This window comes from Parachitinimonas caeni, from assembly GCF_030129945.1.
In the GTDB taxonomy this organism is placed as follows: Bacteria; Pseudomonadota; Gammaproteobacteria; order Burkholderiales; family Chitinimonadaceae; genus Parachitinimonas; species Parachitinimonas caeni.
Map to the genome: position 1 here is coordinate 118,208 of NZ_JARRAF010000010.1, position 23,707 is coordinate 141,914.

A 23,707-nucleotide genomic window follows, 5' to 3' on the forward strand; every position below is an offset into this window, starting at 1 on the left:
CCTGCATACTAGAAAGCCCGAAGCATGTTAATCGACGCCGCCCAAAGCACCTTGTTGATTGTTGATGTTCAACAAAAGCTCCTGCCCGCCGTTGCCGAGGCCACAGAAACTACGGCCAACCTGCGCTGGCTGATCCGCATCGCCAATACCTTGTCGATACCAACCGTCTTTTCCGAGCAATACCCACAAGGTCTTGGCGCCACCCTGCCCTGCCTGCTGGAAGCGGCCAATAATGCTCCAGTAGTCATCAAAACCCTGTTCTCCTGCGTCGATGCCAGTTGCCTCAACGGCTCGCCGGTCGAGCAAAGCAGTCAGATCGTTGTGGCCGGCATCGAGGCACACGTATGTGTTCTGCAAACGGTGATTCATCTGCTAGCCATCGGAAAGACGGTTTATGTGGTAGCCGATGCCGTGTCATCGCGCAACGAGCACGATAAAGCGCTGGCGCTGGAACGCTTGCGCGGTGCCGGCGCCCATATCGTCAGCCGGGAGATGGTGTTGTTCGAATGGCTGCGCGATTCACGCTCGACCCACTTCAAGGAGATTTCACGCGAATATCTGCAAAAACCACCAGGCCTGAGCTTTGCCGATGCCTTGACCACGCTGCCCACCACGGCTCACCTGTCCGGATTACAGCTATGGCGGGATGGCAAGCTGGAAGCCGTCATCGAAAACAAACCCGGCCAGACCGGTTCACTTGCTATCTATCACGCCTTGTTCCAGCGCTATCGTTCCATCACGCCCAAAGCCGCTCGCGCCGGATTGGCGATGTATGGCGAGCATGTCGCCGATGCTCAGGCTCATCCGGGCAAACATCCCAATATCGACAGACTGCTGGCTCTGGAACTGGTAGGCGGTGGCTTCGGCGTCAGGCTGCTACCCCTATGAGCAGGCTCGACCGCGCGGCGGCATCGCTTCGCGCTGCAGACCTGCCTGCCCGCAGGTGGCTAAACCTGCTCTGCCTGTTATCGGCGAATTGGCTGGCTGCCTGTACCGCGCCGCAAGCCCCTCCTGTAATCAAGCCACCTGTCGCACCCGCAACAGATCCATGGGCCGCACCGTTACCACTCGTCAGAAACCTGAGTGGCTTTCCGGTATTGCAAAGCCAGTATCCCAACCATGATGGCCAGCCTTACCTCTCAGTCATCCTGAAGCAAACCTATACCCGTACGGCGGATCAGTCCTTACAGCTCGCCCTGCCGCAACCGCCCTTGCAAATCGACGACGAAATGAGTCGCAACGACTGCACGGCAGCCTTGATTCGCCCTGGAGAGCTTGCCCCACTCAAGCTGGCAACCGACGTGATGATTACCGGAACCGCCCATGCCCCGCAGGGCAAACCTGCGACCGAATGGAAAGTGGGCCTGAAGATGGGTGACGATAGTCGCAATTTGCACCTTACCGGACCTCGCTGGTGGCTCAAGGATAAGAACAACTGGAAGCTGAGCAAACCGAGTCCGATGAGTGCCTTGCCGCTCAGCTACGACTACGCACAAGGCCGACGCGACGCGGGTTGTGGCCTGGGCAGCTTCGCCCACAATCGCACCGGAATGGGCTGGTATACCCTTGCCGAGCGCAAGGAAGCAAAAAAGCTCGCCGCGCCACAGATCGAATGGGACGAAAAGCGGGTTAGCGTCATTGACCGATTTACCCAGCTGGCAGGTTTCGCACCGGTCGCCCCCAACTGGTGGGCCCGCGCAATCTACGCTGGTGCCAAACCCTGTGAAGTGCCGTGCAAAAAGCTGGAATCAGATTTTGATTTCAATTTCTACAGCCAGGCCAACCCGGCACTCCGATTCAACTTTCTGAAAGGCGATGAAGCAATCACGCTGGAGGGAATGAGCCCGCAGGGGCCGCAAGTCTGGCGCCTGCCGGGTGATCGACCCCACCTGCTGCTGCATGAACGTGCAGGAGGCCAACGCCCACAAGCCATGCGACTGGATACGGTGCTGATAGAAAACGACCGCAACCGTCTGACGTTGATCTGGCGGGCAGTGTATCTCCCCACTCCGTCCCTTGTGGCGACGGAAGTCCGTCTGTTACGTAAAGAAGAACTTCAGGCAAGCGATGGCGCAATAGCCGGACCAACCAGAGAACTGATGGAAAAATTGAAGCAGTCATTACAGCCAGGGTACCCAGGCTACTGGTGGCCGGCCATTTAGGTGATCGGGGTGGTATGGCTATCCCCCCGTGATCAGAATGAAGCATTCCCGACATCCGGGAATGCTTTTTAACTTCTCAAGAAAGCGAATGCAGGAATCAGTATTTGACGGGGTCGCTGGCGGTTACGTCGTACTCGGCTTCTGTGTACGGGCAACGAATTCGCCATCAAAACGGGCAGCCATGCCATTACCGGCCCAGATCTCTACCGTGACGGCCAGTCTGCCAATTCCACGTCGGGTCAGTATCTTGGCAAAGGCGGCAGCTGCCTCTGCATGACACGGAATGGCTCTCGCAATGAAATCCGACTCAACCGGCTTCAAATACTCGGTAGCCCCACGCTGGATGACAATCTCGACGGGTCCAAGATCATGCAGATCAGTCAACCGCAACACTTCGCACCAGCCGGCCAGTGTGGCCAGGGCTGCGATGCTGCCACCAAACCCTGTTCCCTTGTCGTTACGATTGGGGGCTAATGGCGCGAAAAGCTGCAGATGGCCATCTGCATCCAACTGGGCCTGAACAGCCATCGGCGCCGCCAGAGGAATACCCGAGCTGATCAGACTTTGCCATGTTGCAGCATTTCGCATCGACTGCCTCAGCGCTTACCGACTGGTGGCAACAGCAAAGCCGCTACAGGGCGTTGAGGACGCTGACCGAAGCGGATCTCGATCGCGGCGCTGATCTGCGCCTTGCCACCAATCAGGGCGGCAGACTCGGTTCGCGCCACACCAACCCGACCGGTTGCAGGCATCGAACGGGGCGATGCCGTTGCCGAGGGAAAGGCGGCCGGATCTTTCGGCAAAGGAGCACCGCCGCGTGAGAACCCCGGTACTGGGGTTAGAGGCAAATCACGCTTGAGCAGCTTCTGAATGGCCTGGAATTGCCTCTCTTCTTCCGGGCTGACCAGCGAAATCGCAACGCCCGACGAACCGGCACGGCCAGTGCGGCCGATACGATGCACATAGTCCTCAGGCGAACCTGGCAGCTCGAAGTTCACCACAAACGGCAGCTCCGAAATATCCAGGCCACGGGCGGCAATATCCGTCGCAACCAGCACGCGCAAGCTGCCTTCCTTGAAGGCTGCCAAGGCGGCCATGCGGGCCTGCTGGGTGCGATCACCATGAATTGCTTCTACCAGAAAACCATCACGGGCAAGTTCTCGCGCCAGGCGATCAGCCCCCTGTCGCGTGCGGCAGAATACGATGACCTGCTGCATCTGGTGCATGCGGATCAAATGCGCCAGCAAGGCACGCTTGCGCGGCGCATCAACCGGATGCAGATACTGGGCCACCGACTCATTGGCACTATTGCGACGGGCCACCTCGATCGTTTCCGGCGCATGCATGAAGTCTTCGGCCAGCTTTTTGATTTCCGGCGCAAAGGTAGCCGAGAACAGCAACGTCTGTCGCTGCTTGGGCAACAGGCTCATGATCTTGCGAATATCCAGGATGAAGCCCATGTCGAGCATGCGGTCGGCTTCGTCCAGCACCAGCACTTCCACTTGCCCCAGAGAGACGGTTTTCTGCTGGATATGGTCGAGCAGCCGTCCCGGCGTAGCCACGAGAATCTCGACCCCATCGCGCAGGGGCTTAACTTGGCCATTGATATCCACCCCGCCAAACACAGCCGTGGCGCGCAGAGGGATGTACTTGCTATAGGTTTGGACGCTGTCGAATACCTGATCACACAATTCACGGGTTGGGGTGATGATCAGCGCACGGACAGGGTGCTTGGCTGGCGACACGCTGTTGTTGGCATGTTTTTGCAGCCGATGCAGGATAGGTAAAGTAAAAGCTGCCGTCTTACCGGTGCCAGTTTGTGCGGCGCCCATCACATCGCGCCCGGACAGAACGGTCGGAATCGCCTTCTGCTGAACGGGTGTGGGGCTGGTGTAGCCCTGCTCCTCCACGGCACGTAGCAGCTCAGCCGACAGGCCAAGTTGTGCAAATGTCAGGGAAGAGGGAGCGTGAGGTCCGGAATCGGACGGTAGTTCTGAAGCCGCCTGTTGCATGGAAATTGATGACACCTTGGGCGCGGATAAACGGCGAAATATAAGCGATCGACGCCGTTCGTGAAACCTGAAACGGCCTCACTGCGGCATTTTCGAGACAGTTTGCCACACGCTTGGGCTAAACTGGAGTGTTGTCCGACCAATGGATTCGCCATGCAACCGATACCCTCCCCAGCCGAACCGAACCTGTTTCAAGATGCTTCGGCACATCTCATTACCATTCGAGACCTGCTGCGTTTTGCTGTTTCTCGCTATGAACAGGCTGAACTGTTTTTTGGTCACGGCAGCAGCAGTGCCTACGACGAAGCAGCCTGGCTGATCCTGCGTGCCCTGCATTTGCCAGCCGACCGCCTGGAGCCGTTTCTTGATGCCAGATTACTGCCTGCCGAGCGCGATACCTTGCTCGGCCTGATCAAGGCCCGTGTCGAAACCCGCAAGCCGGCAGCTTATCTACTGAATGAAGCCTGGTTGGGTGACTACCGTTTTTATGTCGATGAACGGGTCATTGTGCCGCGTTCATTCATCGCCGAACTGATCCGCGATGAAGCTTTACTGCCTTGGATCGAATACCCCGAGCTGGTGAACCGGGCGCTGGACCTGTGTACAGGCTCGGGCTGCCTCGCAATCATGCTGGCCGATGCCTTCCCCGATGCCGAGGTGGATGCTGTCGATATTTCCCCGGATGCCCTGGCGGTTGCTGAGATCAACGTCAAAACCTACGGCCTGCAAGACCGCGTAGCGTTGGTGATGAGCGATATGTTCAATTCGCTGGAAGGCCGATACGACTTGATCATCAGCAACCCACCTTATGTTGACGCGCCGTCGGTAGCCGAGCTGCCAGCGGAATACCTGCATGAGCCAGAGCTGGCACTTGGCAGCGGTGAGGATGGTCTGGATGCCGTTCGGGAAATCCTGACCAGAGCGCCAGACTTCCTCACGGATCAGGGAGTGCTGGTGGTTGAAATCGGCCACAACCGTCTGGTGCTTGAAGCCGCCTTCCCCGAGTTGCCATTCAACTGGATGCCAACCAGTGGCGGGGATGGCTTTGTATTTGTCTTGAGTCGCGGCGACCTGCTGGACCTCGCCCCGCTGTAGCTGTAGGGCAAACCGGTAACCAAGACCATCCAAGGAGGCATCATGAGCTGCCTGAATGTGGGAATCCTGTTATTCGACGACGTCGAGCTGCTGGACTTTGCCGGCCCTTATGAGGTGTTTTCGGTCGCCGCAGACAGGCAGCAACCGCCGCCCTTCAAGGTCTTCACGGTCGCACGCCAGAATTGGCCCGTGCGCTCGGTCAACGGCCTGACGGTCAATGCCGACTATCACTTCTCCAACTGTCCCACCATCGACCTGCTGGTCATTCCCGGCGGGAATGGCATGCGGCAGGAAATCACCCGGCCAGATGTGGTGGAATGGGTCAGGGAGCGTGCGAGTCTGGCTCGTCATGTCATGAGCGTCTGCTCGGGGGCCAGGCTGCTTGCGGCAGCCGGACTACTCAAGGGGCAGTCAGCCACCACCCATCACGAAGTGGTCGATGAACTGGCCCGGCAGGCGCCAGATGCAACCATCATCGCAGGTGCCCGGTTTATCGAGTCGGGCAAAATCTTCAGCTCGGCCGGCATCTCGGCAGGCATTGATCTGTCTTTGTATCTCGTTGCCAAGCTGTGTGGAAATGATGTCGCCACCGACTCCGCCCGATATATGGAATATGACTGGCGCCATCGGCATGCGGGTTGATGGCGAGGCTCAGTGATTGCGGGCCGGGATGGGCGCATCCACCGATACTGGCGCCTGCCCGGTCAGACCGTGGCGGATCAAAATGCGGTCGTACACGCCGTTTGCGCGGATCCGGCTTAGTCCATCGTTGAACTGCTGCATGAGCAAGCGGCTTTCCGGATAACTACGGGATACCAACAGCCGGTTATGGCCAACCAGATTCAAAGGCGGTTCGAGCACCCCGAACGAGGCAGACTCCTTGGGAAATTGGGTATTGATGTGGTGCCAGCCAACCACATCATTCATTGGCACCAGATCCACGCGACCAGCCCGTAGCTTGGCAATACTCTGTGCTTCGGTGGTCGCATAGTCGAGATTCAGGCCAAGGCGGCCGAACTCTTCCAGATACCACTCGCCTCTGATCACACCCAGCGTATAAGGCCGCAGCTCATCCAGTCTGGCATAGCTTGTCCGGCTCGACCATTTGGGCCGGAAAAAGAACAACCGGCCGGTTGTTGTCAGCAAGGTATCGGAGAACTCGAACCTGGCCAGTCGTGCGTCGGTCTTAAGGTAAGGAAATGCAGCAAATACGCTGCCCTTTTCAACCATCGCCTCGGCGATCGGCCAGCTGACGAACTGAATGCTCACTTCATAACCCGCCTCCTTCATCGCCATGCGCACGATCTCGGTCACCGGTCCCATATCCGGCGCAGACTGCGAGACAAACGGGGGCCACTCCCCTGTGACCAGAGAAATGACCGGCGCAGCCTTGCTGACAGCCATAGCACCGATTGCCGCGCCAAACACCACGCCACGCCAATCCATTCGCCCCCCTCTCCGCGCACTTCGGTCCACGACACACCCACACACAGACGCGCATGAAATGCGACAAACAGTTAAGTAGTCAGCCTTTCTACTGACAGTATAGATGGCTCGACAAGCAGCAAACTGGCAGATCAACCGCTGCCACCCAATGTCGCAAGGCAGCCACTGGCACGCGCTGTTAAAATCTCTTTATGAATACTCCGTCTTTTGTCCATTTGCGCCTGCACAGCGAGTTCTCGATCAGCGACGGCATTGTCCGGCTCGATGATGCGGTCAAGCGCGCCAAATCTCTGGACATGCCGGCATTGGGCGTCAGTGATCTGATGAACCTGTTCGGCATGGTGAAGTTTTACAAAGCCTGTCGCGGTGCCGGCATCAAGCCCGTCGTGGGGCTGGATGCCTGGCTCGAAAACGAAGCAAACCCCGACCAACCTTACCGCCTGCTGATGTTCGCCAAGAACCGCACCGGCTATCTGCGCCTGTGCGAGCTGATTTCGCGGGCTTATCGGACCAATCAGCACCGGGGCCGTGCGGAGCTGCGCCGCGTCTGGCTGGAAGAAGGCGACAACAGCACGCTGATCGCCCTGTCCGGTGCGCAACTGGGTGAAGTCGGCATGGCTCTCGCTCACGGCCAGCTCGATAACGCCCGTTCGGCCGCGCGTTATTACGCAGCGCTGTTCCAGGATGCCTTCTATATCGAACTACAGCGTACCGGCCAGCCGGGCGTCGAGGCCGTGGTGCAGTCCAGCCTCGCCCTGGCAGCCGAACTTGATCTGCCGGTTGTGGCAACACACCCGATCCAATTCCTCGACCCCGATGACTTCAAGGCACATGAAGCGCGTGTCTGTATTGCTGAAGGCTATGTCCTGGCGGACAAGCGTCGGCCGCGTCACTTTGCCGAAAGTCAGTACTTCAAATCGACCAGCGAAATGCTGGCGCTGTTTGCCGACATCCCTGAAGCACTGGCCAACACCGTTGGCATCGCCCAGCGCTGCAATCTGACCGTTCAGCTGGGCAAGAACTACCTGCCGCTGTTTCCAACGCCCGATGGCATGTCGCTGGACGACTACCTGATCCATGAAGCGTCACGCGGTCTGGAAGAGCGGCTGGAACAGCTCTACCCCGAACCGGTCACACGCGAAGCCAAACGCCCGGAGTACGAAGCACGACTGAAGTTCGAGTGCGACACCATCATCAAGATGGGTTTCCCCGGGTACTTCCTGATCGTTGCCGACTTTATCAACTGGGGCAAACAGAATGGCTGTCCGGTTGGCCCTGGCCGGGGTTCCGGGGCCGGCTCGCTGGTTGCCTATGCGCTCAAGATCACCGATCTCGACCCGCTCAAATATGCGCTGCTGTTCGAACGTTTTCTGAACCCGGAACGGGTGTCGATGCCTGACTTCGACGTGGACTTCTGCCAGGAGAACCGTTGGCGCGTCATTGAATACACCCGGCAGAAGTACGGCGAGGAGGCGGTCAGCCAGATTGCCACTTTCGGCACCATGTCATCCAAGTCGGTGATTCGTGATGTGGGCCGTGTACTGGATCTGCCTTTCGGCCTGTGTGACCGGCTATCCAAGCTGATCCCGCTGGAAGCCAACAAGCCGCTATCACTAGCCAAGGCGATGGAGGCCGAGCCACAGATCAAGGAGCTGATTGACGCAGAGGATGCCGGAGAGTTACTGGAACTGGCCGAGAAGCTGGAAGACCTGACACGCGGCATTGGCATGCATGCAGGGGGTGTGCTGATCGCACCGGGTAAATTGACCGACTTCTGCCCGGTTTATGTCGCCAGCGGTGAAGGCGCCGCGCCAGTGTCGATGTACGACAAGGACGACGTCGAGCAGATTGGTCTGGTCAAGTTTGACTTTTTGGGCCTGCGTAACCTGACGATCATCGAACTGGCCCAGCGTTACATCAAGCAGGTCAGCAACGAGGAAGTGGATGTCGCCAAGCTGCCGCTGGATGACAGCTTGGCCTACAAGGTGTTTGCCGACGCCAATACCACGGCAATCTTCCAGTTTGAATCAACCGGTATGAAGAAGGTCCTGGTCGAGGCCAAGCCCACGCAGTTCGAAGAGATTATTGCTCTGAACGCGCTGTACCGGCCGGGGCCGATGGATCTGATTCCCGACTTCAACCGCCGCAAGCATGGCGAGAAGTTTGAATATCTGCACCCCCTGCTGGAGCCCGTACTGGCGCCAACCTACGGCATCATGGTTTATCAGGAGCAGGTGATGCAGGCCGCCCAGGTCTGCGCCGGTTACTCGCTCGGTGGTGCGGACTTGCTGCGCCGTGCCATGGGCAAGAAGAAAGTCGAAGAAATGGCCCAGCAACGGGCAATGTTTGTCGAGGGCGCCGCCAAGAACCAAATCGGCGAAGCCAAGGCGAACGAGATCTTCGACTACATGGAGAAGTTCGCGGGCTACGGCTTCAACAAGTCGCACGCGGCGGCCTATGCGCTAGTGGCGTATCACACCGCCTGGCTGAAAGCCCATCATTGCGCTGCCTATATGGCCGCCACGATGTCTACGGAATTGGATAACACCGACCAGCTCAAGGTGTTCTACGACGACGTGGTGCTGAACAAGCTGACGGTGCTGCCCCCCGATGTCAACCAGAGTGTGTATCGCTTCGTACCGGTATCGCGCAAAGAGATCCGATATGCACTGGGGGCCATCAAAGGTACTGGCGAGAGCGCGGTCGAGCATATTGTTGCCGAACGCAATGCCAATGGCCCGTACACCGATCTCTTCGATTTTTGTCGCCGCACCGACAAACGCATGGTCAACCGCCGGGTGATCGAAGCCTTGATCCGCGCCGGCGCTTTCGACTCGATCAACCACCATCGGGCCAGTCTGCTGGCCTCCGTCGGCTTGGCCATGGAAGTGGCCGAGCAGGAAGCCGCCAATGCTGCACAAGGTGGTTTGTTCGATGATATCGAACCCCATCCGGATCAAGTCATTCAGCTGGTGGATGTGCCGATGTGGGAAGAATCGGTCAAGCTGACCGAAGAGAAACTGGCCATCGGCTTTTACCTGACTGGCCACCCATTCGAGGCTCAGGCCAAGCTGGTACGCGGCTTCATCAAGACGCCACTATCACGCATCCAGCCCCGCAAGGAACCGCAGATGCTGGCTGGCGTTGTCACCAGCCTGCGCACCAAGATCGGTCAACGCGGCAAGATGGCCTTCATTACGCTCGACGACGCCAGCACCAAGCTGGAAGTGTCGATCTTCTCGGAAACCTTTGATGAGAACCGTGGCAAGTTGAAGGAAGACGCGCTGCTGGTGATCGAAGCCAAGGTCAGTGACGACAGCTACACCGGCGGCCTGCGCATTGTGGCGGACAAGGTCTATGACCTTGCCGAGGCACGCAGCCGATTTGCCTCAGCCCTGAAACTGCAGGTTGGCATTGATGCTGCCGATGCCGTCCGCTTGCGGCGAACACTGGAACCCTATCTCGGCGGCGCCTGCCCATTGGAAGTGTATTACCGCAATCAGTCTGCCCAATGTGGCCTGCGTCTTGGGGAAGACTGGCGCATCACCCTGCGCGATGATCTGATCAAAGACCTGCAAGGCTGGCTGGGCGACACCTCAGTCAAAGTTGCCTTCCAATAACCCCTTGGCGGGAAGCCGGCAAGGGCTTCCCGCCACCCATCTGCAAATTTCCTATATTGGAGGACACAGGCCGCTGCCGCCGAGTCCGTCTGGCACGCAACGATTTCGCAAACCGCATCTGACACCGGAGCCAGCATGCCTTGGTCATCATGTGCGCAGTCAGTCCCGTTTCGAATGCTTGCCATTGCCACGGCCCTGGCATTCGCCTCGGTCCCATCAACAGCGATCGCATCAGACCCCACCCGCCTGCGCCTGACTTTGGACCATTGGCCGCCTTATGAGTACGTCGAAAACGGTCAGGTCAAAGGTTACACCATCGACAAGCTGCGGCTGGTTCTGAAAAAGCTTGGCATTGAATTGGAAACGCCACAGGCCAGCGTGCCCTGGAAGCGTGTGCTGGCAATGATTGAATCCGGTGAAGCCGACGTCGCCGTCAATGGCACTTATCGGGATATCCATTTGGGTAGCATGCGCTACTCAGCCACCCCCATCACCTACGCCAACTGGACATTTTTTGTGCGGGCCAGCGAAAAAGATCAGTTCAAGACCCGTAATGATCTCAAGGGAAAGACCGTCGGACTCGTCAACGGCTGGCTATACAGCGAAGCACTGGACCAGTTCACCCGTCGTCACAGCAAGCGTGTGGTGTCTTACGAGCAGGATGTGAACTTTCAGCGGCTGTTGTCCGGCCAGGTGGATTACGTTATCGACAATATTCATGTTGGGCGCTACATGCTGCAGCAACATCGCTGGCAGGAGCAGATTGTTGCTTCCCAAGTACCGCCTGAGCCCGTCGATTTTTATGCTTTTTTCTCGCTCAAGACAGTCCCCGCCAGTTTCGTCAGCCGTTTCAGCTCGGCATTGGCGAATTTCAACGATAGCGCTGAAGACAAAGCCCTTAAACGTCAGTACGGGATTGATACCGACACCCCACTGCCATAATGCCGATTTGCTGAAAACCAACCAATTGGTCACCTGTCCATTTAATTAATTAGCCATATGAATGACTGGACCATGCTTTTCAAGGAACGACCTCAACATCAAATAAACCAGATAATCCCCATTGGATAGACAAAGTTGTCTAGATCTAAAATAGAAACAAATGTATTTATTTAGTCCATATCCATGCAATACCCCTTATAACCCGCACCCTCCCCGTCATGAAAAATAAAAATCCCGCCACTTCTCAATGGCGGGACAGCCAAAAACCCTTAATTGCCGAAACGCGCTTAATTCAAACGCACCTCAACCGAGGCACACTCAAGAGCCTGCATTTGATGTTGCGATAGCGGTCGCGGGGGGCGTTTGGGGGCGGCGATGACATCGAAAAGCTTACCCGCCCATTCCACGCGATAGACACCCGGCTTACTCAAATCGTAAGCCAGCCCCAGCTCCACACTGGCATGCAGACTGCCACCCGGCCGAATCTGCCGGTAAGCCTCTCGCGCCGGATTGCCGCGCTTGAACATCGGGCCGACATAGGGCACCTCTTCACCATCCCGACTGACGCGCAAAAAAACGTTGCGCAACCCTTCCAGCGGTGTGTTCCAGCCCAGCACCCACAAGGTGCGCTTGTCGTGGCTGATCAGCTCGAATCCCAGCTCGACAGGACTGCCAGCCTTGCCGCTGGCGGGCAAGGTCAACTTGCACTCCAGCGGCAAAGCCTGATTAGCAGCGGCATGAGCGGGCAAAGCCATCTCCAGACAGCCAGCGACACAGAGTAGCTGGCTGATTCGTCTGATAAGCAGCATTACGGCAAGGCAGGGGTGTTCTCTGCAAAGTATTCGTGGTTATCAGCGTTATCCAGTGCTTTGTCTGGATTGGAAGAGGCCAACGATTTGGCAGCGCTCTGGCCATAGGCATGGTCATCGGTACCTGCGACCACGGTGAAATGCGACAGTTCATGCACGATGGTACCGGCACGGGAATCGGTACCCGTATTCGGTGCCGACCAGAAAGCGCCACACAGATAAATCTTGTATGGGCTGTTCGGATAAACATACGCATAGGTTCCGGATTCGGTGCAGCCGCAATCAAACGACAGCGGCTTGGACGTCAGTGCCGTCTTGATATTGTTGAAGTGCGTCCGCGCGGTGCCCCAGCGGGTGCTGGTGTAATTGCCAAACCAGGTTTTGTAACGCTGGGTGTTTGAGCCGGCAGGCGCCAGATAGCTCGCAGCGTTACTGGCGTAGGTCGTCGCCGAATTGACTGCTGTGGCAATCGACGTACGGCGGCTGGAACTGCAATTGGCCGCATAGGTAATGCTGGCAGCAAAAGCGTTCTGCGCCATGATCTCCAGCGCATCAGCCTTGACACTCAGCGGGTTGAGCCGGCCTTCTACATCCATGGTCACGGCATTCGATTCGACCGCATCGAACAGATCCTGTACCCGATCACGTTGTGAAGCAGCGCTGGCGCCACGCAGGTTAGGGGTTTCGGTTTTGTAGTTCAGCGCACCAAGGTTGTAGCGGATGCTGTACTTGCCGGATTTCGACATGTCGTACATCGACGAGACATTGATGGTGCGGGTAACGCTCTGACCTGGCTGGATCTTGAGCATGGTATTCAGGCTGGGCGCTGCGCGCTTTACCTGCGGGCCGACATAGGCCACAGCGTTACCGTCTACTGAAACCTCGAAGAGACGGTCCTGCAGCGAACCACTGGGCGCCACCCAGTGCGGCAGGTAGACCGCCTGTTTGCCGGTATTGGTGAACTTCACATGCACATCCACACCCTGCCCTGCGCTGGCCGTTGTTTTGGCTGTGGCAATGCTGACCTGGATGTCCTGAGCGAAAGCAGGTACGGCGGCAACGGACAAGGCCGCTGCAATAATCCAACGAGTTTGCATCCCAATTACTCCTGTAGTTTCTCTATATGTGTATGTAAATGCCGCCATATCGAGATGACGACGGAGTAACAGTAAAAAATTTCTTACCCGTTATGCAATACCTCGTTTGAAATTTTTTAAGCCCTCGCCAAGATGCTCAATGATAAATCTCTGAAATGGTTTTGATTAAGTACAAAGTTGTCTAGGTTAGAATATTTATCAAAGCATCGAAAATCCCACAAAAACCTCCTGTTTTCCCACGCTTTCCGAACGTTCGTGCAAAAGCCAGGGCGCTTATCCCAATAGATGCAATTTAATTAAAAGTCCAGAATTTTTTTGGCTCTCAAATGGTGCGCTTCCATGCACCATTTAAATACTTTGGCGACTTTTGGCGGTGCAGGCATTATCCAAAGGCACGCTGCAAAAGAATGGGCATGGCACTACCACGTGCACCATATTGAAGCTTGGGTCTCGCCCCTGCCAGCACCAAAGCAAAATGCCGCTCAGGATTCACCTGAGCGGCATTCGCCTGCCAATGTGGCTGCCATCCTCCCGAGCAGGGGCTCAGGGTTGTGGCCTTGCGTCTTTAAGCGCTCAACACCTTCAACGCAGCAGATCGCGATAAGCATGCCATGTGGCATGGCCTACCACCGGCCCCACCAAGGCCAGCCCTACAAAGTGCGTCAGGAAGCCGATGACGGTCATCGCACAGATCAGGCTCCCCCACAACAGCATGGTCACCGGGCTCGCCACCACAACCCGCACGCTGGCAAAAATTGCGGTCAGCGTGTCGCAATCGCGATCCAGCATCAGCGGGATAGACACCACACTGATCGCAAACACCAGGCCTCCAAAGGCAATGGCGGTACCCAGATAGATAGCAATGAACGGCAGGTTGTCTACGCTCAGAAAGCTGGTGCTGAACAAGGCCGTGGTCGTGGTCAGATCTGCCTCCAGAAACAGCGCGACGATGACCACAGACACCCGCAGCCAGCCTGCAACCAGCAAGGCCAGAATAATCGAGAACAGGCTGATCCCCCCCACGTTGTGGCGCCATGCGGTCAGCGTCGGGATCAGTCGTACCGGCCCGCGCGCCTCGGTGCGTCGGCTGATCTCGTACAGGCCAATAGATAGAAAAGGGCCTGCCAGCAAAAACGCTGTAGCCAGTGTGATGACATGGTGGGGAGCCGAGAAGAACAGGTCGTGCAATAACCACCCCATCACTGCAAAGGCCGCACCGTAAAAAGTCGAAGACAGCGGATGAGTTCGCCAATCGAAGAAGGCTTGGCGCATCCATTGGCCGATCGCCTTGGGTGGCCGCACCTGCGCCTCGGGTTCGATGATGGGTAGTTCGTCAGTTACGGTTGCCATGAGTGTCTCCCTGTTTTTGGTTAGGTGCATGTCACGAACAATAGTCATAGACGACCAAGTGAATAAAACCCAGCCAAGCGCCCGGATTTGTTGAGGCAGCAAGCATCAGGGCTGCTCGCAGGCCGGTTGAGGGCCAGAGCCCGGCTTTCACTCTATATTTAACGGACCGTACCTGATTCCATCAGTTCCGCTCGTCGGAGAGCTTCATGAATACACCCCCCAAACCCGATAACTGCACTTGCCCGATCCACCAGGATCGGCGGCGTATCCTGCGTTATGCCCTGGCGGCAGGAGGCCTGCTGTGGCTGCCGGCTGACGCCCATGCCAGCACCATCAAACGCCTGGAAGGCATGGTAGCCATCAACGGTCGCAAGGCCCTCCCTGATACCCCGGTTCGTCCTGGCGATGTCATCGAAACCGGTGAAGACGGACGCATCGCCTTTGTCGTGGGCAAAGATGCTTATTTATTGCGGTCAAATACCCGTCTGAAGCTGGAAGCCGACACCGACAACAATGCCTTGATCGGTAGCCTGCGCGTGTTTACCGGCGCCCTGATCGCCGCCTTCGGCCGGGGAAGGCGTCGCCAGATCGTCACCCCGACCTTGACGGCCGGCATCCGGGGAACCGGTATTTATCTGGAAGCCAGTGCAGAAGAGTCTTACTTTTGTCTGTGCTATGGCGAAGTCGATATCGGCCAGCCCGGAGGACCACCCAGCCTGTTCACGGCGGGTCATCATGCCGGCAAGCGTAGTACCCTACAGGGGATTCAGGACGCACCGATGATCAACCATTCAGATGTGGAAAACATCTTTGTCGAAAGCCTTGTTGGCAGAAAGCCGGACTTCCTCAGATAGCCGTGCCTGCCGGTATAGGTTCTGCTGACGTTTTGTTTCCGGTCGCGCCGAGTCAGCTGCTGTTGACATCAGGTTTGGGCCGGGGCGAGCGGAAACGAATCGCCCGCCGAGCTCAGCCTTGTCTATACAACTAGTGCGCGATATAGTTGCAGCTAAGTTGACCAGACAGGAGGCGACATGACGCAACTTACCCTCACCCCAGGCAAACTCTCTCTTTCCCTATTGCGGCAAATCGCCCGCGAAGAAGTCACACTGAAACTTGATCCCGCCGCCATTGCCGGCATTGAAGCCGGTGCCAAGGCAGTAGCCGCGATTGCCGATCTGGGCAAGCCCGCCTACGGCATCAACACCGGCTTTGGCCGACTGGCATCGACCCATATCCCCAACGATCAACTCGAACTGCTGCAAACCAATCTGGTGATGTCGCACGCCGTCGGCGTGGGCGAGCCAATGTCGGCACCGGTCGTCAAACTGCTGCTCACACTCAAACTATCGAGCATGGCGCGGGGATTCTCGGGCATCCGCCTGTGCGTGATCGAAGCGATGGTCAAGCTCTTCAATGCCAGGGTTTTGCCCGTGATTCCGGTCAAAGGATCGGTTGGCGCATCTGGCGACCTCGCGCCGCTCGCCCATATGGCCGCAACCTTGTTGGGTGTGGGAGATGTCACGGTGGATGGCCAGCGCATGTCAGCCGTTGCGGGTCTCGAAATTGCCGGTCTCAAGCCCATGAAGCTAGCAGCCAAAGAAGGGCTGGCACTCTTGAATGGCACCCAGGCCTCAACCGCCCTGGCGCTCAAGCATCTTTTCGATATTGAAGACCTGTATCAGACCGCACTGGTCTCCGGTGCGCTGAGCGTGGATGCTGCAGCCGGTTCGGTAGTACCCTTCGATGCCCGCATCCATGAGCTGCGAGGCCACCAGGGCCAAATTGATGCTGCAGCGGCCTACCGCAGCCTGCTCACCGGATCGCAGATCAATCTTTCCCACCGCGACTGCGGCAAGGTTCAAGACCCCTACAGCCTGCGTTGCCAACCGCAGGTAATGGGCGCCTGTCTCGACCAGATCCGCTGGGCATCGCAAGTGCTGCTCACCGAATCCAACTCGGTATCCGATAACCCGCTGGTTTTCCCGGATACCAATGAGGTTTTGTCGGGAGGCAACTTCCATGCCGAGCCCGTGGCCTTCGCTGCTGACAATCTGGCCTTGGCCGTCGCCGAGATCGGCGCCCTGGCCGAACGCCGCATTGCATTGCTGATTGATGCTACGCTGTCCGGTCTACCACCTTTCCTGGTTAAGGATGGCGGGGTAAATTCGGGCTTCATGATTGCCCATGTCACCGCCGCAGCGCTGGCTTCGGAGAACAAGACGCTGGCTCACCCGGCCAGTGTGGACTCCCTGCCGACCTCGGCCAATCAGGAAGACCACGTTTCCATGGCCACCTTTGCCGCACGCAAACTTGGCGATATGGCCAGTAACGTCGCAAATATTCTGGCGATAGAATTGCTGGCAGCGGCACAGGGCGTGGATTTGCGGGCTCCGCACAGCACTTCGCCGGACTTGGCCAAAGCCATGCAGAAGATTCGTGACCGGGTACCGCATTACGATATCGACCGCTACTTCGCGCCGGATATCGCTACCCTGCACGATATGGTCGTCGCGGAAGAGTTCGCCCAGCTGTCACCGTTCCGTTTCGCCTCGCAGGCACACTGAGCACAGACGCTTGTGCCACCAGCGTGCCGGGCTGGTGGCAAGTAAATGATATATAAGCAAATCCAGAGAGATAATCGGCCATGACCGCACCCGCTTACCAACGCATCAAGGACTACCTTGTCGATCAGATCCAGGCTGGCATCTGGCGCGAAGGTGATCTGATTCCGTCAGAAAACGAGCTGGCCCGCCAGTTCGATGTCGCACGCATGACCGTCAACCGTGCCGTGCGAGAGCTGGCCGATGAAGATGTGCTACGGCGGGTGCAAGGCGCCGGAACCTTTGTCGCAGCGCCCAAGTACCAGTCAACCCTGGTGACCTTGCGCAGCATTGCCGAAGAAATTCGCGAACGCGGCCATCAGCATTCGTGCCAGGTGCTCAAACTGGCCGAGGCCAACGCCCCGCTGCTGCTGGCGCAGGAAATGGCCGTTGAGCCCGGTGCCGACGTCTATCACTCGGTACTGCTGCACCGTGAAAACGGCTTGCCGATTCAGCTTGAAGACCGCTGGGTCAATCCACCGATGGGGCCGGGTTATCTCGAACAGGACTTTCGCCATCTGACACCGAACGAATACCTGGTGCGCTTTGCCCCCCTTGAGCGCGCAGAATACCGGATTGAAGCCCGCATGCCCGATCCGGCCACGCGCGAGCTCTTGGCCATGGGCAAGGACGAGCCTTGCCTTGTCCTGCACCGCCGCACTTTCAGCCAAGGCAAGATCTGTTCGGTCGTCAATCTGTACCATCCGGCCGGCCGATACCGCTTCAGTGGCCACTTTTAATCGACCGCCCCCGTTCAACCCAGGCGCCCGCTACGGCGTGGCGCCTCGCAGAGGATGCTTCCATGACTGACCCTCGCCTGGACCCTACTCGCCAGATCCGCGCTCCGCGCGGCAACACCCTCACCTGCAAGAGCTGGCTGACCGAAGCCGCTTACCGGATGATCCAGAACAATCTGGATACAGAAGTCGCCGAACACCCGCAAAGCCTCGTGGTTTATGGTGGCATCGGCCGCGCAGCCCGTAACTGGGAATGCTACGACCGTATCCTCGATACCCTGAAGACATTGAACGACGATGAAACCTTATTGATCCAGTCCGGCAAGCCCGTCGGCGTATTCCGCACCCATGCCGATGCACCGCGCGTTCTGCTGGCCAACTCCAATCTGGTTCCTCATTGGGCAAACTGGGAACACTTCAACGAGCTCGATCGCAAAGGTCTGATGATGTACGGCCAGATGACGGCGGGCTCCTGGATCTACATCGGCTCGCAAGGCATTGTGCAAGGCACATATGAGACGTTCTTCTCCGTTGCCAATCAACACTTCGGTGGCAATCCAAAGGGGCGCTGGATTCTGACTGGCGGCCTCGGCGGCATGGGCGGTGCGCAACCATTGGCCGCCACCATGGCCGGATTCTCGATGCTTGCCGTTGAGTGTGACGAAACCCGTATCGACTTCCGCCTGAAGACTCGCTACCTCGACCAGAAAGCCGCCAATCTGAACGAGGCGCTCGCCATTATCGAACAAGCCAAGGCCGATGGCCGAGCGGTATCGGTGGGTCTGCTCGGCAATGCCGCAGAAGTCTTTGCCGAGATCGTCTCACGTGGCATTACGCCAGATGTCGTCACCGACCAGACCTCCGCCCACGACCCGGTTCACGGCTATCTGCCACTGGGCTGGAGCCTGACCCAGTGGCGTGACCGGCAGAAGACCGACCCGCAAAGCATCGTCGAACCGGCCAAGCGGGCCATGGCCATTCAGGTACAGGCCATGCTGGAGCTGCAAAGACGTGGCGCGGCCACGCTCGACTATGGCAACAATATCCGCCAGATGGCACTGGAGATGGGCGTCAGCAACGCCTTCGACTTCCCTGGCTTTGTACCCGCTTATATCCGCCCCCTGTTCTGCGAAGGCATCGGGCCTTTCCGCTGGGTAGCGCTGTCAGGCGATCCGGAAGACATCTACAAGACCGACCAGAAAGTCAAAGAGCTGATTCCTGATGATCCGCACCTGCACAACTGGCTGGATATGGCCAAGGAGCGGATCGCTTTCCAGGGCCTGCCCGCGCGGATCTGCTGGGTCGGCCTGGGTGATAGACATCGTCTGGGCCAGGCATTCAACGAGATGGTCAGGAACGGCGAGCTGAAAGCACCGGTGGTGATCGGCCGCGACCACCTCGACTCCGGCTCGGTAGCAAGCCCAAACCGCGAAACCGAAGCCATGCAGGATGGCTCGGATGCGGTATCTGACTGGCCATTGCTGAACGCCCTCCTCAACACGGCTGGTGGAGCCACTTGGGTATCGCTGCACCACGGCGGTGGCGTCGGCATGGGTTTCTCCCAGCACTCGGGGGTTGTCATCGTCTGCGATGGCACTGAGGCTGCCGCCAAGCGAATCGAGCGCGTACTATGGAATGATCCGGCAACGGGCGTCATGCGCCATGCCGATGCGGGCTACGACATCGCCCAAAACTGCGCCCGCGAACGCGGGCTCAACCTGCCGATGTTGAAGTAATACCCAGCTCCGCAACGCCCCGCCCTGCGGGGCGTTTTACATTGTGATCTGCGCACTTTCTAGAGTTGCCATGCCTATACGTTTAGCCACACCCGCCGATGCGCACACCATCGCCCGCATTCATGTCCTATCGTGGCAAGGCGCCTATCGCGGCATCGTTCCGGATGCGCATCTGGACGCCATGCAGATCAGTCACCGAGAAGCCATCTGGCGCGAACGGCTGCACACCGCTGAAACTGAAACTTGGTTAGCCGATCACAATGGGGAGGCCCTTGGCTGGATCAATACCGGGGCGTCCCGCGACAACGATGCCACACCAGATTGCGGAGAAGTCCTGGCGCTGTATGTGCTGCCGGAACACTGGTCCACCGGAGCTGGGCGCGCATTGTGGCTACATGCCCGCTCCCGAATGGTCAGTGCCGGCTGGCGTCAGATCAGTCTTTGGGTGCTCTGCGACAACCTGCGCGCCATCCGCTTCTATGAGACCGCCGGCTTCCAGCCTGAGCCTGGTAGTGAAACCGAGCTAACCCTGGGCGGCAAAACACTGATAGAACGCCGTTACCGGCATACACTTGTTTACACAACAGATGACTTACCCCCCCAGACGGAGCCCCAGCCGTGACAGACTTCGACACCCTTTTCCTCAACGCCAACCTGGCCACTTTTTGCGGTGAAGGTTATGGCGAGATTCGTGACGGCGCACTGGCAATCGCCAACGGCAAGATTGTCTGGCTAGGCCCTCGCAATGCGCTACCCAGCGGTTGGGCTGCCAGCACCGACAAGATTATTGATGCCAAGGGCGGCTGGATTACACCGGGTCTCATCGACTGCCATACCCATCTGGTTTATGGCAGCAATCGTGCCGCCGAATGGGAAATGCGGCTGGAAGGCGCCAGTTATGAAGAGATTGCGCGGGCAGGCGGTGGCATCCGTTCTACCGTCAGCGCCACACGCGCTGCAGATGAAAGGGTATTGCTCAGTCAGGCATGGTCACGGGCACAGGCTCTGGCCAGTGAGGGCGTTACCACCGTCGAGATCAAGTCGGGCTATGGGCTGGATACTGACAGCGAAGCGCGCATGCTGCGGGTTGCCCGGCGCATCGGCGATAGCGGCCAGCTGGCAGTACGCACCACCTTTCTGGGCGCCCACGCCTTGCCGGCTGAATTTGCGGGTCGCGCTGATGACTATATTGACCATCTATGCCAGCACATGCTTCCAGCGATTGCTGCGGAAGGACTGGCGGATGCCGTTGATGCATTCTGCGAGACCATTGGTTTCAGCCCAGCCCAAACTGAGCGCGTGTTTCAACGCGCACAAGAACTGAATCTACCGGTCAAACTACATGCCGAACAGTTGTCCAATCAGGGCGGGGCTGCATTGGTCGCACGTTTTCAAGGATTATCGGCAGACCATATCGAATGGCTGGACGAAGCAGGTATCGCCGCCATGAAGCGGGCCGGCACGGTCGCAGTGCTGCTACCAGGGGCGTTTTATTGCCTGCGCGAGACCAAGGTGCCGCCGATTGACGCATTACGCGCCGCAGGCGTGCCGATGGCCGTTGCGACCGACCATAACCCTGGCACGGCCCCGCTGCTCTCACTGCGTCTCGCCATGAACATGGCCTGCACGCTGTTCCGCCTGACACCCGCCGAGGCCTTGGCCGGCGCAACGCGCCACGCTGCAGCAGCGCTCGGACTGAACGACAGAGGCCGACTCGAAGTCGGCCTGCGTGCAGATTTGTGCGTTTGGCAAGTGGAGCGGCCGGCAGAGCTGATCTATCAGATTGGTGGCCAGCCACTACGTATGCGCTACCTGGAGGGGCGTCAGCTATAAGACAGATCCATGGGCCGGACTTTCGTCACGATACGTTGGTGTCCACCCAAAATCTTCTGCCCAACCTGGGATCTGAGAACGTTAGATTTGCAGTCGCGCCAGGCTGAGGCTGGAGGTAACGCTAAGCCAGTACAGGCGGCAGCGCGCCCGTCAGAGCCTGCTTGCGTGCCGTCGCAGTTCCGAGTAAAGCAAAACCAAGCAATGCGCCATCCTCCGACATAAAACTGGCGGCAATCCCCCCGTCTTCGGGCTCAATCCGCCACTCCCCGGCAGAACCAATCGCCGGCGGCGATACCACAGTCGGGCAGGCAGGGGTTTTGACCACGACCGGCATGGCGGGATAGCGCACCGGGGTAGGCGTGCCGGCCAGCGTCGGGGCCAGCGCACGCGCGGCATTCATGATAGGCAGCACGAAGGGCAGCACCAGCCCTTCTACCTCTGCGCAATCACCCAAGGCGAAGATCGCAGGATCACTGGTTTGCAGATGGCGATCGACAACAATGCCACGCGCTGTCTTGATACCTGCAGCGGCAGCGAGGGCGATGCGCGGACGCAAGCCAATAGCGGACAGCACCAGATCTGCCTCCAGCACATCACCACCAGCCAGCGTGACCTGATAGCCCACAGCCGTACGATTTACTGCAGCGGCTTGTTCGCCGAGTCGCAGCGTAATCCCGGCGGTCTCCAGCTGACGCATCATGAATTCGCCTGCAGCCTGTGGTAGTAGGCGAGACAGCGGCCATTGCATCGGATCAATCACCGTCACTTCAAAACCTGCCGTAACAAGATCATTGGCAAACTCACAACCAATCAAGCCGCCGCCTAGCAATATCACGCTGCGCTTGCCAAGCAAAGCCGCTCGAAAGCGGCCGTAGTCCGACAGATCATTCACCGTCAGCACCTCGGTAACGGCATCGCCCTGCATTGGTGGTGTAAATGGGTCCGCCCCCAGTGCCAGCACCAGCTTGCCATACGGATACTCGCCGGACGCCGTTTTCACGACTTTGCGCACAGGGTCGATCTGCTCGACCCGGCTACCGGGGCGAACCGCCGCTTTCAGTTCTGTCGCCATCTGCTCGGCCGATTTCATCGCCAGGCTCTCGGCAGTTTTGTTGGCTGCCAGGCCATTCGACAGCATGGGTTTGGAATAGAAGGCTGCGCTATCTGCACTCAGCAGGGTTAGCGAGGCATCCGGAGCCAACTTGCGAAACTCACGAGCAACAGTGTAGCCAGCAAGGCCGCTACCCAGAATCAATACGTCAGACATGATGTTCTCCCGCAGGGCCGGTTAGAAAGGCCAAAAAATGACGGCGCCCGAGGCGCCGTTGTTGTTCCGCCGATGCCAGAGTCAACGGAACCCCGTATGGCGATGCCGTCGTCAGGCTATCTGCAGCATGTCGAAATCGGCTTTTGCCACGCCACAATCGGGGCAAGACCAGTCTGCCGGTATATCTTCCCAACGGGTTCCCGCAACAATGCCTTCTTCGGGCATGCCCACCGCTTCGTCATAAATAAATCCGCAAACGATACATTGATACTTATGCATGATGATGTCTCCAGTCTGTAGCAGTCGATCCGGCGTTCATGCGCCGATTTTTTCCAGAACGGCACGATACTGGTTCGCGTGCCTTTCTTCCACTTTCGCAAGTGCAGCGAATCGCTTGGCTGCTTTTTCCAGAATCGCCAGGAAGCGTTCTGCATGCTCGCGCGACTCGGCAATCTGCTCGTCTATTTCAGCCACCGCTGCATGATTCCCCTCTTCTACCGCAACATGGCGAAATGCAGGGTACATCTCGGTGTATTCGTAAGTTTCGCCTTCAATCGCGTACTTCAGCGCTTTGGCCGGGGTCATCTGGTCTTTTGGAAATAACAGGTCCAGATGTCCGAAGGCATGCATGACCTCCTGATCGGCTGTCTCCTCAAAAACCTGGGCAGTTTCAAGATCTCCTGCCTCGCGTGCCAATTTGGCAAAGTACCGATACTTGATGTGAGCCATCGACTCACCCGCAAATGCGGATTCCAGATTCTTGATGGTGGCGGATGCGTTAGCGCTTGTCATTTCGGCTCTCCTTTGAATTTGAATCTTGCAGACACTGTGTTGTCTGCAGGCTTGAACGCATCTTATGCCCCTCTCGAAAATTAATCTAATTAATTAATACTCAGTTATTGATTGTTTTTATCTATCAAAGTCACACAAAAAAGGATGGCAACCATCTGGTGCCATCCTATCTGCAGACCTGCAAACCACCAACGCACATGGCCGGAATG

21 protein-coding genes are annotated in these 23,707 nt (G+C 57.9%); 12 read left to right on the forward strand and 9 right to left on the reverse strand.

What is annotated here, in order from left to right; all coding sequences use genetic code 11:
* The first annotated feature begins 24 nt into the window (after nt 1-24).
* Nucleotides 25-888: an isochorismatase family protein gene (locus PZA18_RS24970; protein WP_308447363.1), complete on the forward strand. Its 864-nt coding sequence runs from the start codon at nt 25-27 to the stop codon at nt 886-888.
* The gene (locus tag PZA18_RS10745) at nt 885-2,162 is read left to right on the forward strand and encodes a DUF2169 family type VI secretion system accessory protein (RefSeq protein WP_284100836.1); all 1,278 of its coding nucleotides are present in this window, start codon (nt 885-887) and stop codon (nt 2,160-2,162) included. Before PZA18_RS24970 ends, PZA18_RS10745 begins: the two co-directional genes overlap by 4 nt.
* Before the next feature lie 123 nt (nt 2,163-2,285).
* Here PZA18_RS10745 and PZA18_RS10750 read toward each other — a convergent pair whose 3' ends face one another.
* Both PZA18_RS10750 and PZA18_RS10755 read right to left on the reverse strand, forming a co-directional pair.
* Complete coding sequence (locus PZA18_RS10750; protein ID WP_284100837.1) at nt 2,286-2,750, reverse strand: YiiD C-terminal domain-containing protein; 465 nt, start codon at nt 2,748-2,750, stop codon at nt 2,286-2,288.
* Between the two features lie 8 nt (nt 2,751-2,758).
* Nucleotides 2,759-4,174, reverse strand: coding sequence for a DEAD/DEAH box helicase (locus PZA18_RS10755; RefSeq protein WP_284100838.1), 1,416 nt, complete (start codon nt 4,172-4,174; stop codon nt 2,759-2,761).
* Nucleotides 4,175-4,327: 153 nt separating this feature from the next.
* Between PZA18_RS10755 and prmB the strand changes: the two genes are divergently transcribed.
* Nucleotides 4,328-5,269 (forward strand): 50S ribosomal protein L3 N(5)-glutamine methyltransferase, encoded by a 942-nt coding sequence (prmB, locus tag PZA18_RS10760; RefSeq protein ID WP_284100839.1) that lies wholly within the window; start codon nt 4,328-4,330, stop codon nt 5,267-5,269.
* A gap of 42 nt (nt 5,270-5,311) precedes the next feature.
* Nucleotides 5,312-5,911: a DJ-1/PfpI family protein gene (locus PZA18_RS10765; RefSeq protein ID WP_284100840.1), complete on the forward strand. Its 600-nt coding sequence runs from the start codon at nt 5,312-5,314 to the stop codon at nt 5,909-5,911.
* Between the two features lie 9 nt (nt 5,912-5,920).
* Here the strand turns inward: PZA18_RS10765 and PZA18_RS10770 are convergent, their stop codons facing one another.
* On the reverse strand, nt 5,921-6,715 hold the full coding sequence (locus tag PZA18_RS10770; protein WP_284100841.1) for a substrate-binding periplasmic protein: 795 nt from the start codon (nt 6,713-6,715) through the stop codon (nt 5,921-5,923).
* Between the two features lie 191 nt (nt 6,716-6,906).
* On the opposite strand from PZA18_RS10770, the gene dnaE reads away from it, so the two are divergent.
* Both dnaE and PZA18_RS10780 read left to right on the forward strand, forming a co-directional pair.
* Complete coding sequence (gene dnaE, locus PZA18_RS10775; protein WP_284100842.1) at nt 6,907-10,335, forward strand: DNA polymerase III subunit alpha; 3,429 nt, start codon at nt 6,907-6,909, stop codon at nt 10,333-10,335.
* A 135-nt stretch (nt 10,336-10,470) separates the two neighbouring features.
* Complete coding sequence (locus tag PZA18_RS10780) at nt 10,471-11,277, forward strand: substrate-binding periplasmic protein (RefSeq protein WP_284100843.1); 807 nt, start codon at nt 10,471-10,473, stop codon at nt 11,275-11,277.
* 287 nt (nt 11,278-11,564) lie between these two features.
* On the opposite strand, the gene PZA18_RS10785 is transcribed toward PZA18_RS10780, so the two are convergent.
* From PZA18_RS10785 to PZA18_RS10795, 3 genes are all read right to left on the reverse strand, one after another.
* Entirely contained in the window at nt 11,565-12,026 is a 462-nt protein-coding gene (locus tag PZA18_RS10785) for a hypothetical protein (protein WP_284100844.1), read from the reverse strand.
* A 59-nt stretch (nt 12,027-12,085) separates the two neighbouring features.
* Nucleotides 12,086-13,183, reverse strand: a complete 1,098-nt coding sequence (locus tag PZA18_RS10790; RefSeq protein WP_284100845.1) for a M35 family metallo-endopeptidase — start codon at nt 13,181-13,183, stop codon at nt 12,086-12,088.
* Nucleotides 13,184-13,765: 582 nt separating this feature from the next.
* Nucleotides 13,766-14,533, reverse strand: a complete 768-nt coding sequence (locus PZA18_RS10795; RefSeq protein WP_284100846.1) for a DUF2189 domain-containing protein — start codon at nt 14,531-14,533, stop codon at nt 13,766-13,768.
* Between the two features lie 206 nt (nt 14,534-14,739).
* Here PZA18_RS10795 and PZA18_RS10800 point away from each other — a divergent pair, with 206 nt between their 5' ends.
* The 6 genes from PZA18_RS10800 (at nt 14,740) to hutI (ending at nt 21,439) form a co-directional block, all read left to right on the forward strand.
* The gene (locus tag PZA18_RS10800; RefSeq protein ID WP_284100847.1) at nt 14,740-15,387 is read left to right on the forward strand and encodes a FecR family protein; all 648 of its coding nucleotides are present in this window, start codon (nt 14,740-14,742) and stop codon (nt 15,385-15,387) included.
* A gap of 177 nt (nt 15,388-15,564) precedes the next feature.
* Nucleotides 15,565-17,097 (forward strand): histidine ammonia-lyase, encoded by a 1,533-nt coding sequence (gene hutH, locus PZA18_RS10805; protein WP_284100848.1) that lies wholly within the window; start codon nt 15,565-15,567, stop codon nt 17,095-17,097.
* Nucleotides 17,098-17,177: 80 nt separating this feature from the next.
* Nucleotides 17,178-17,873 (forward strand): histidine utilization repressor, encoded by a 696-nt coding sequence (gene hutC, locus PZA18_RS10810; RefSeq protein ID WP_284100849.1) that lies wholly within the window; start codon nt 17,178-17,180, stop codon nt 17,871-17,873.
* Between the two features lie 62 nt (nt 17,874-17,935).
* Nucleotides 17,936-19,606, forward strand: a complete 1,671-nt coding sequence (gene hutU, locus PZA18_RS10815; RefSeq protein WP_284100850.1) for a urocanate hydratase — start codon at nt 17,936-17,938, stop codon at nt 19,604-19,606.
* Nucleotides 19,607-19,676: 70 nt separating this feature from the next.
* Complete coding sequence (locus tag PZA18_RS10820; RefSeq protein ID WP_284100851.1) at nt 19,677-20,228, forward strand: GNAT family N-acetyltransferase; 552 nt, start codon at nt 19,677-19,679, stop codon at nt 20,226-20,228.
* Nucleotides 20,225-21,439 (forward strand): imidazolonepropionase, encoded by a 1,215-nt coding sequence (gene hutI, locus PZA18_RS10825; protein WP_284100852.1) that lies wholly within the window; start codon nt 20,225-20,227, stop codon nt 21,437-21,439. Before PZA18_RS10820 ends, hutI begins: the two co-directional genes overlap by 4 nt.
* A gap of 121 nt (nt 21,440-21,560) precedes the next feature.
* Here the strand turns inward: hutI and PZA18_RS10830 are convergent, their stop codons facing one another.
* The 3 genes from PZA18_RS10830 to PZA18_RS10840 form a co-directional block, all read right to left on the reverse strand.
* The gene (locus PZA18_RS10830) at nt 21,561-22,706 is read right to left on the reverse strand and encodes an NAD(P)/FAD-dependent oxidoreductase (RefSeq protein WP_284100853.1); all 1,146 of its coding nucleotides are present in this window, start codon (nt 22,704-22,706) and stop codon (nt 21,561-21,563) included.
* Between the two features lie 111 nt (nt 22,707-22,817).
* Nucleotides 22,818-22,985 (reverse strand): rubredoxin, encoded by a 168-nt coding sequence (locus PZA18_RS10835; protein WP_284100854.1) that lies wholly within the window; start codon nt 22,983-22,985, stop codon nt 22,818-22,820.
* Between the two features lie 36 nt (nt 22,986-23,021).
* On the reverse strand, nt 23,022-23,498 hold the full coding sequence (locus tag PZA18_RS10840; protein WP_284100855.1) for a rubrerythrin family protein: 477 nt from the start codon (nt 23,496-23,498) through the stop codon (nt 23,022-23,024).
* Between the last annotated feature and the right edge of the window lie 209 nt (nt 23,499-23,707).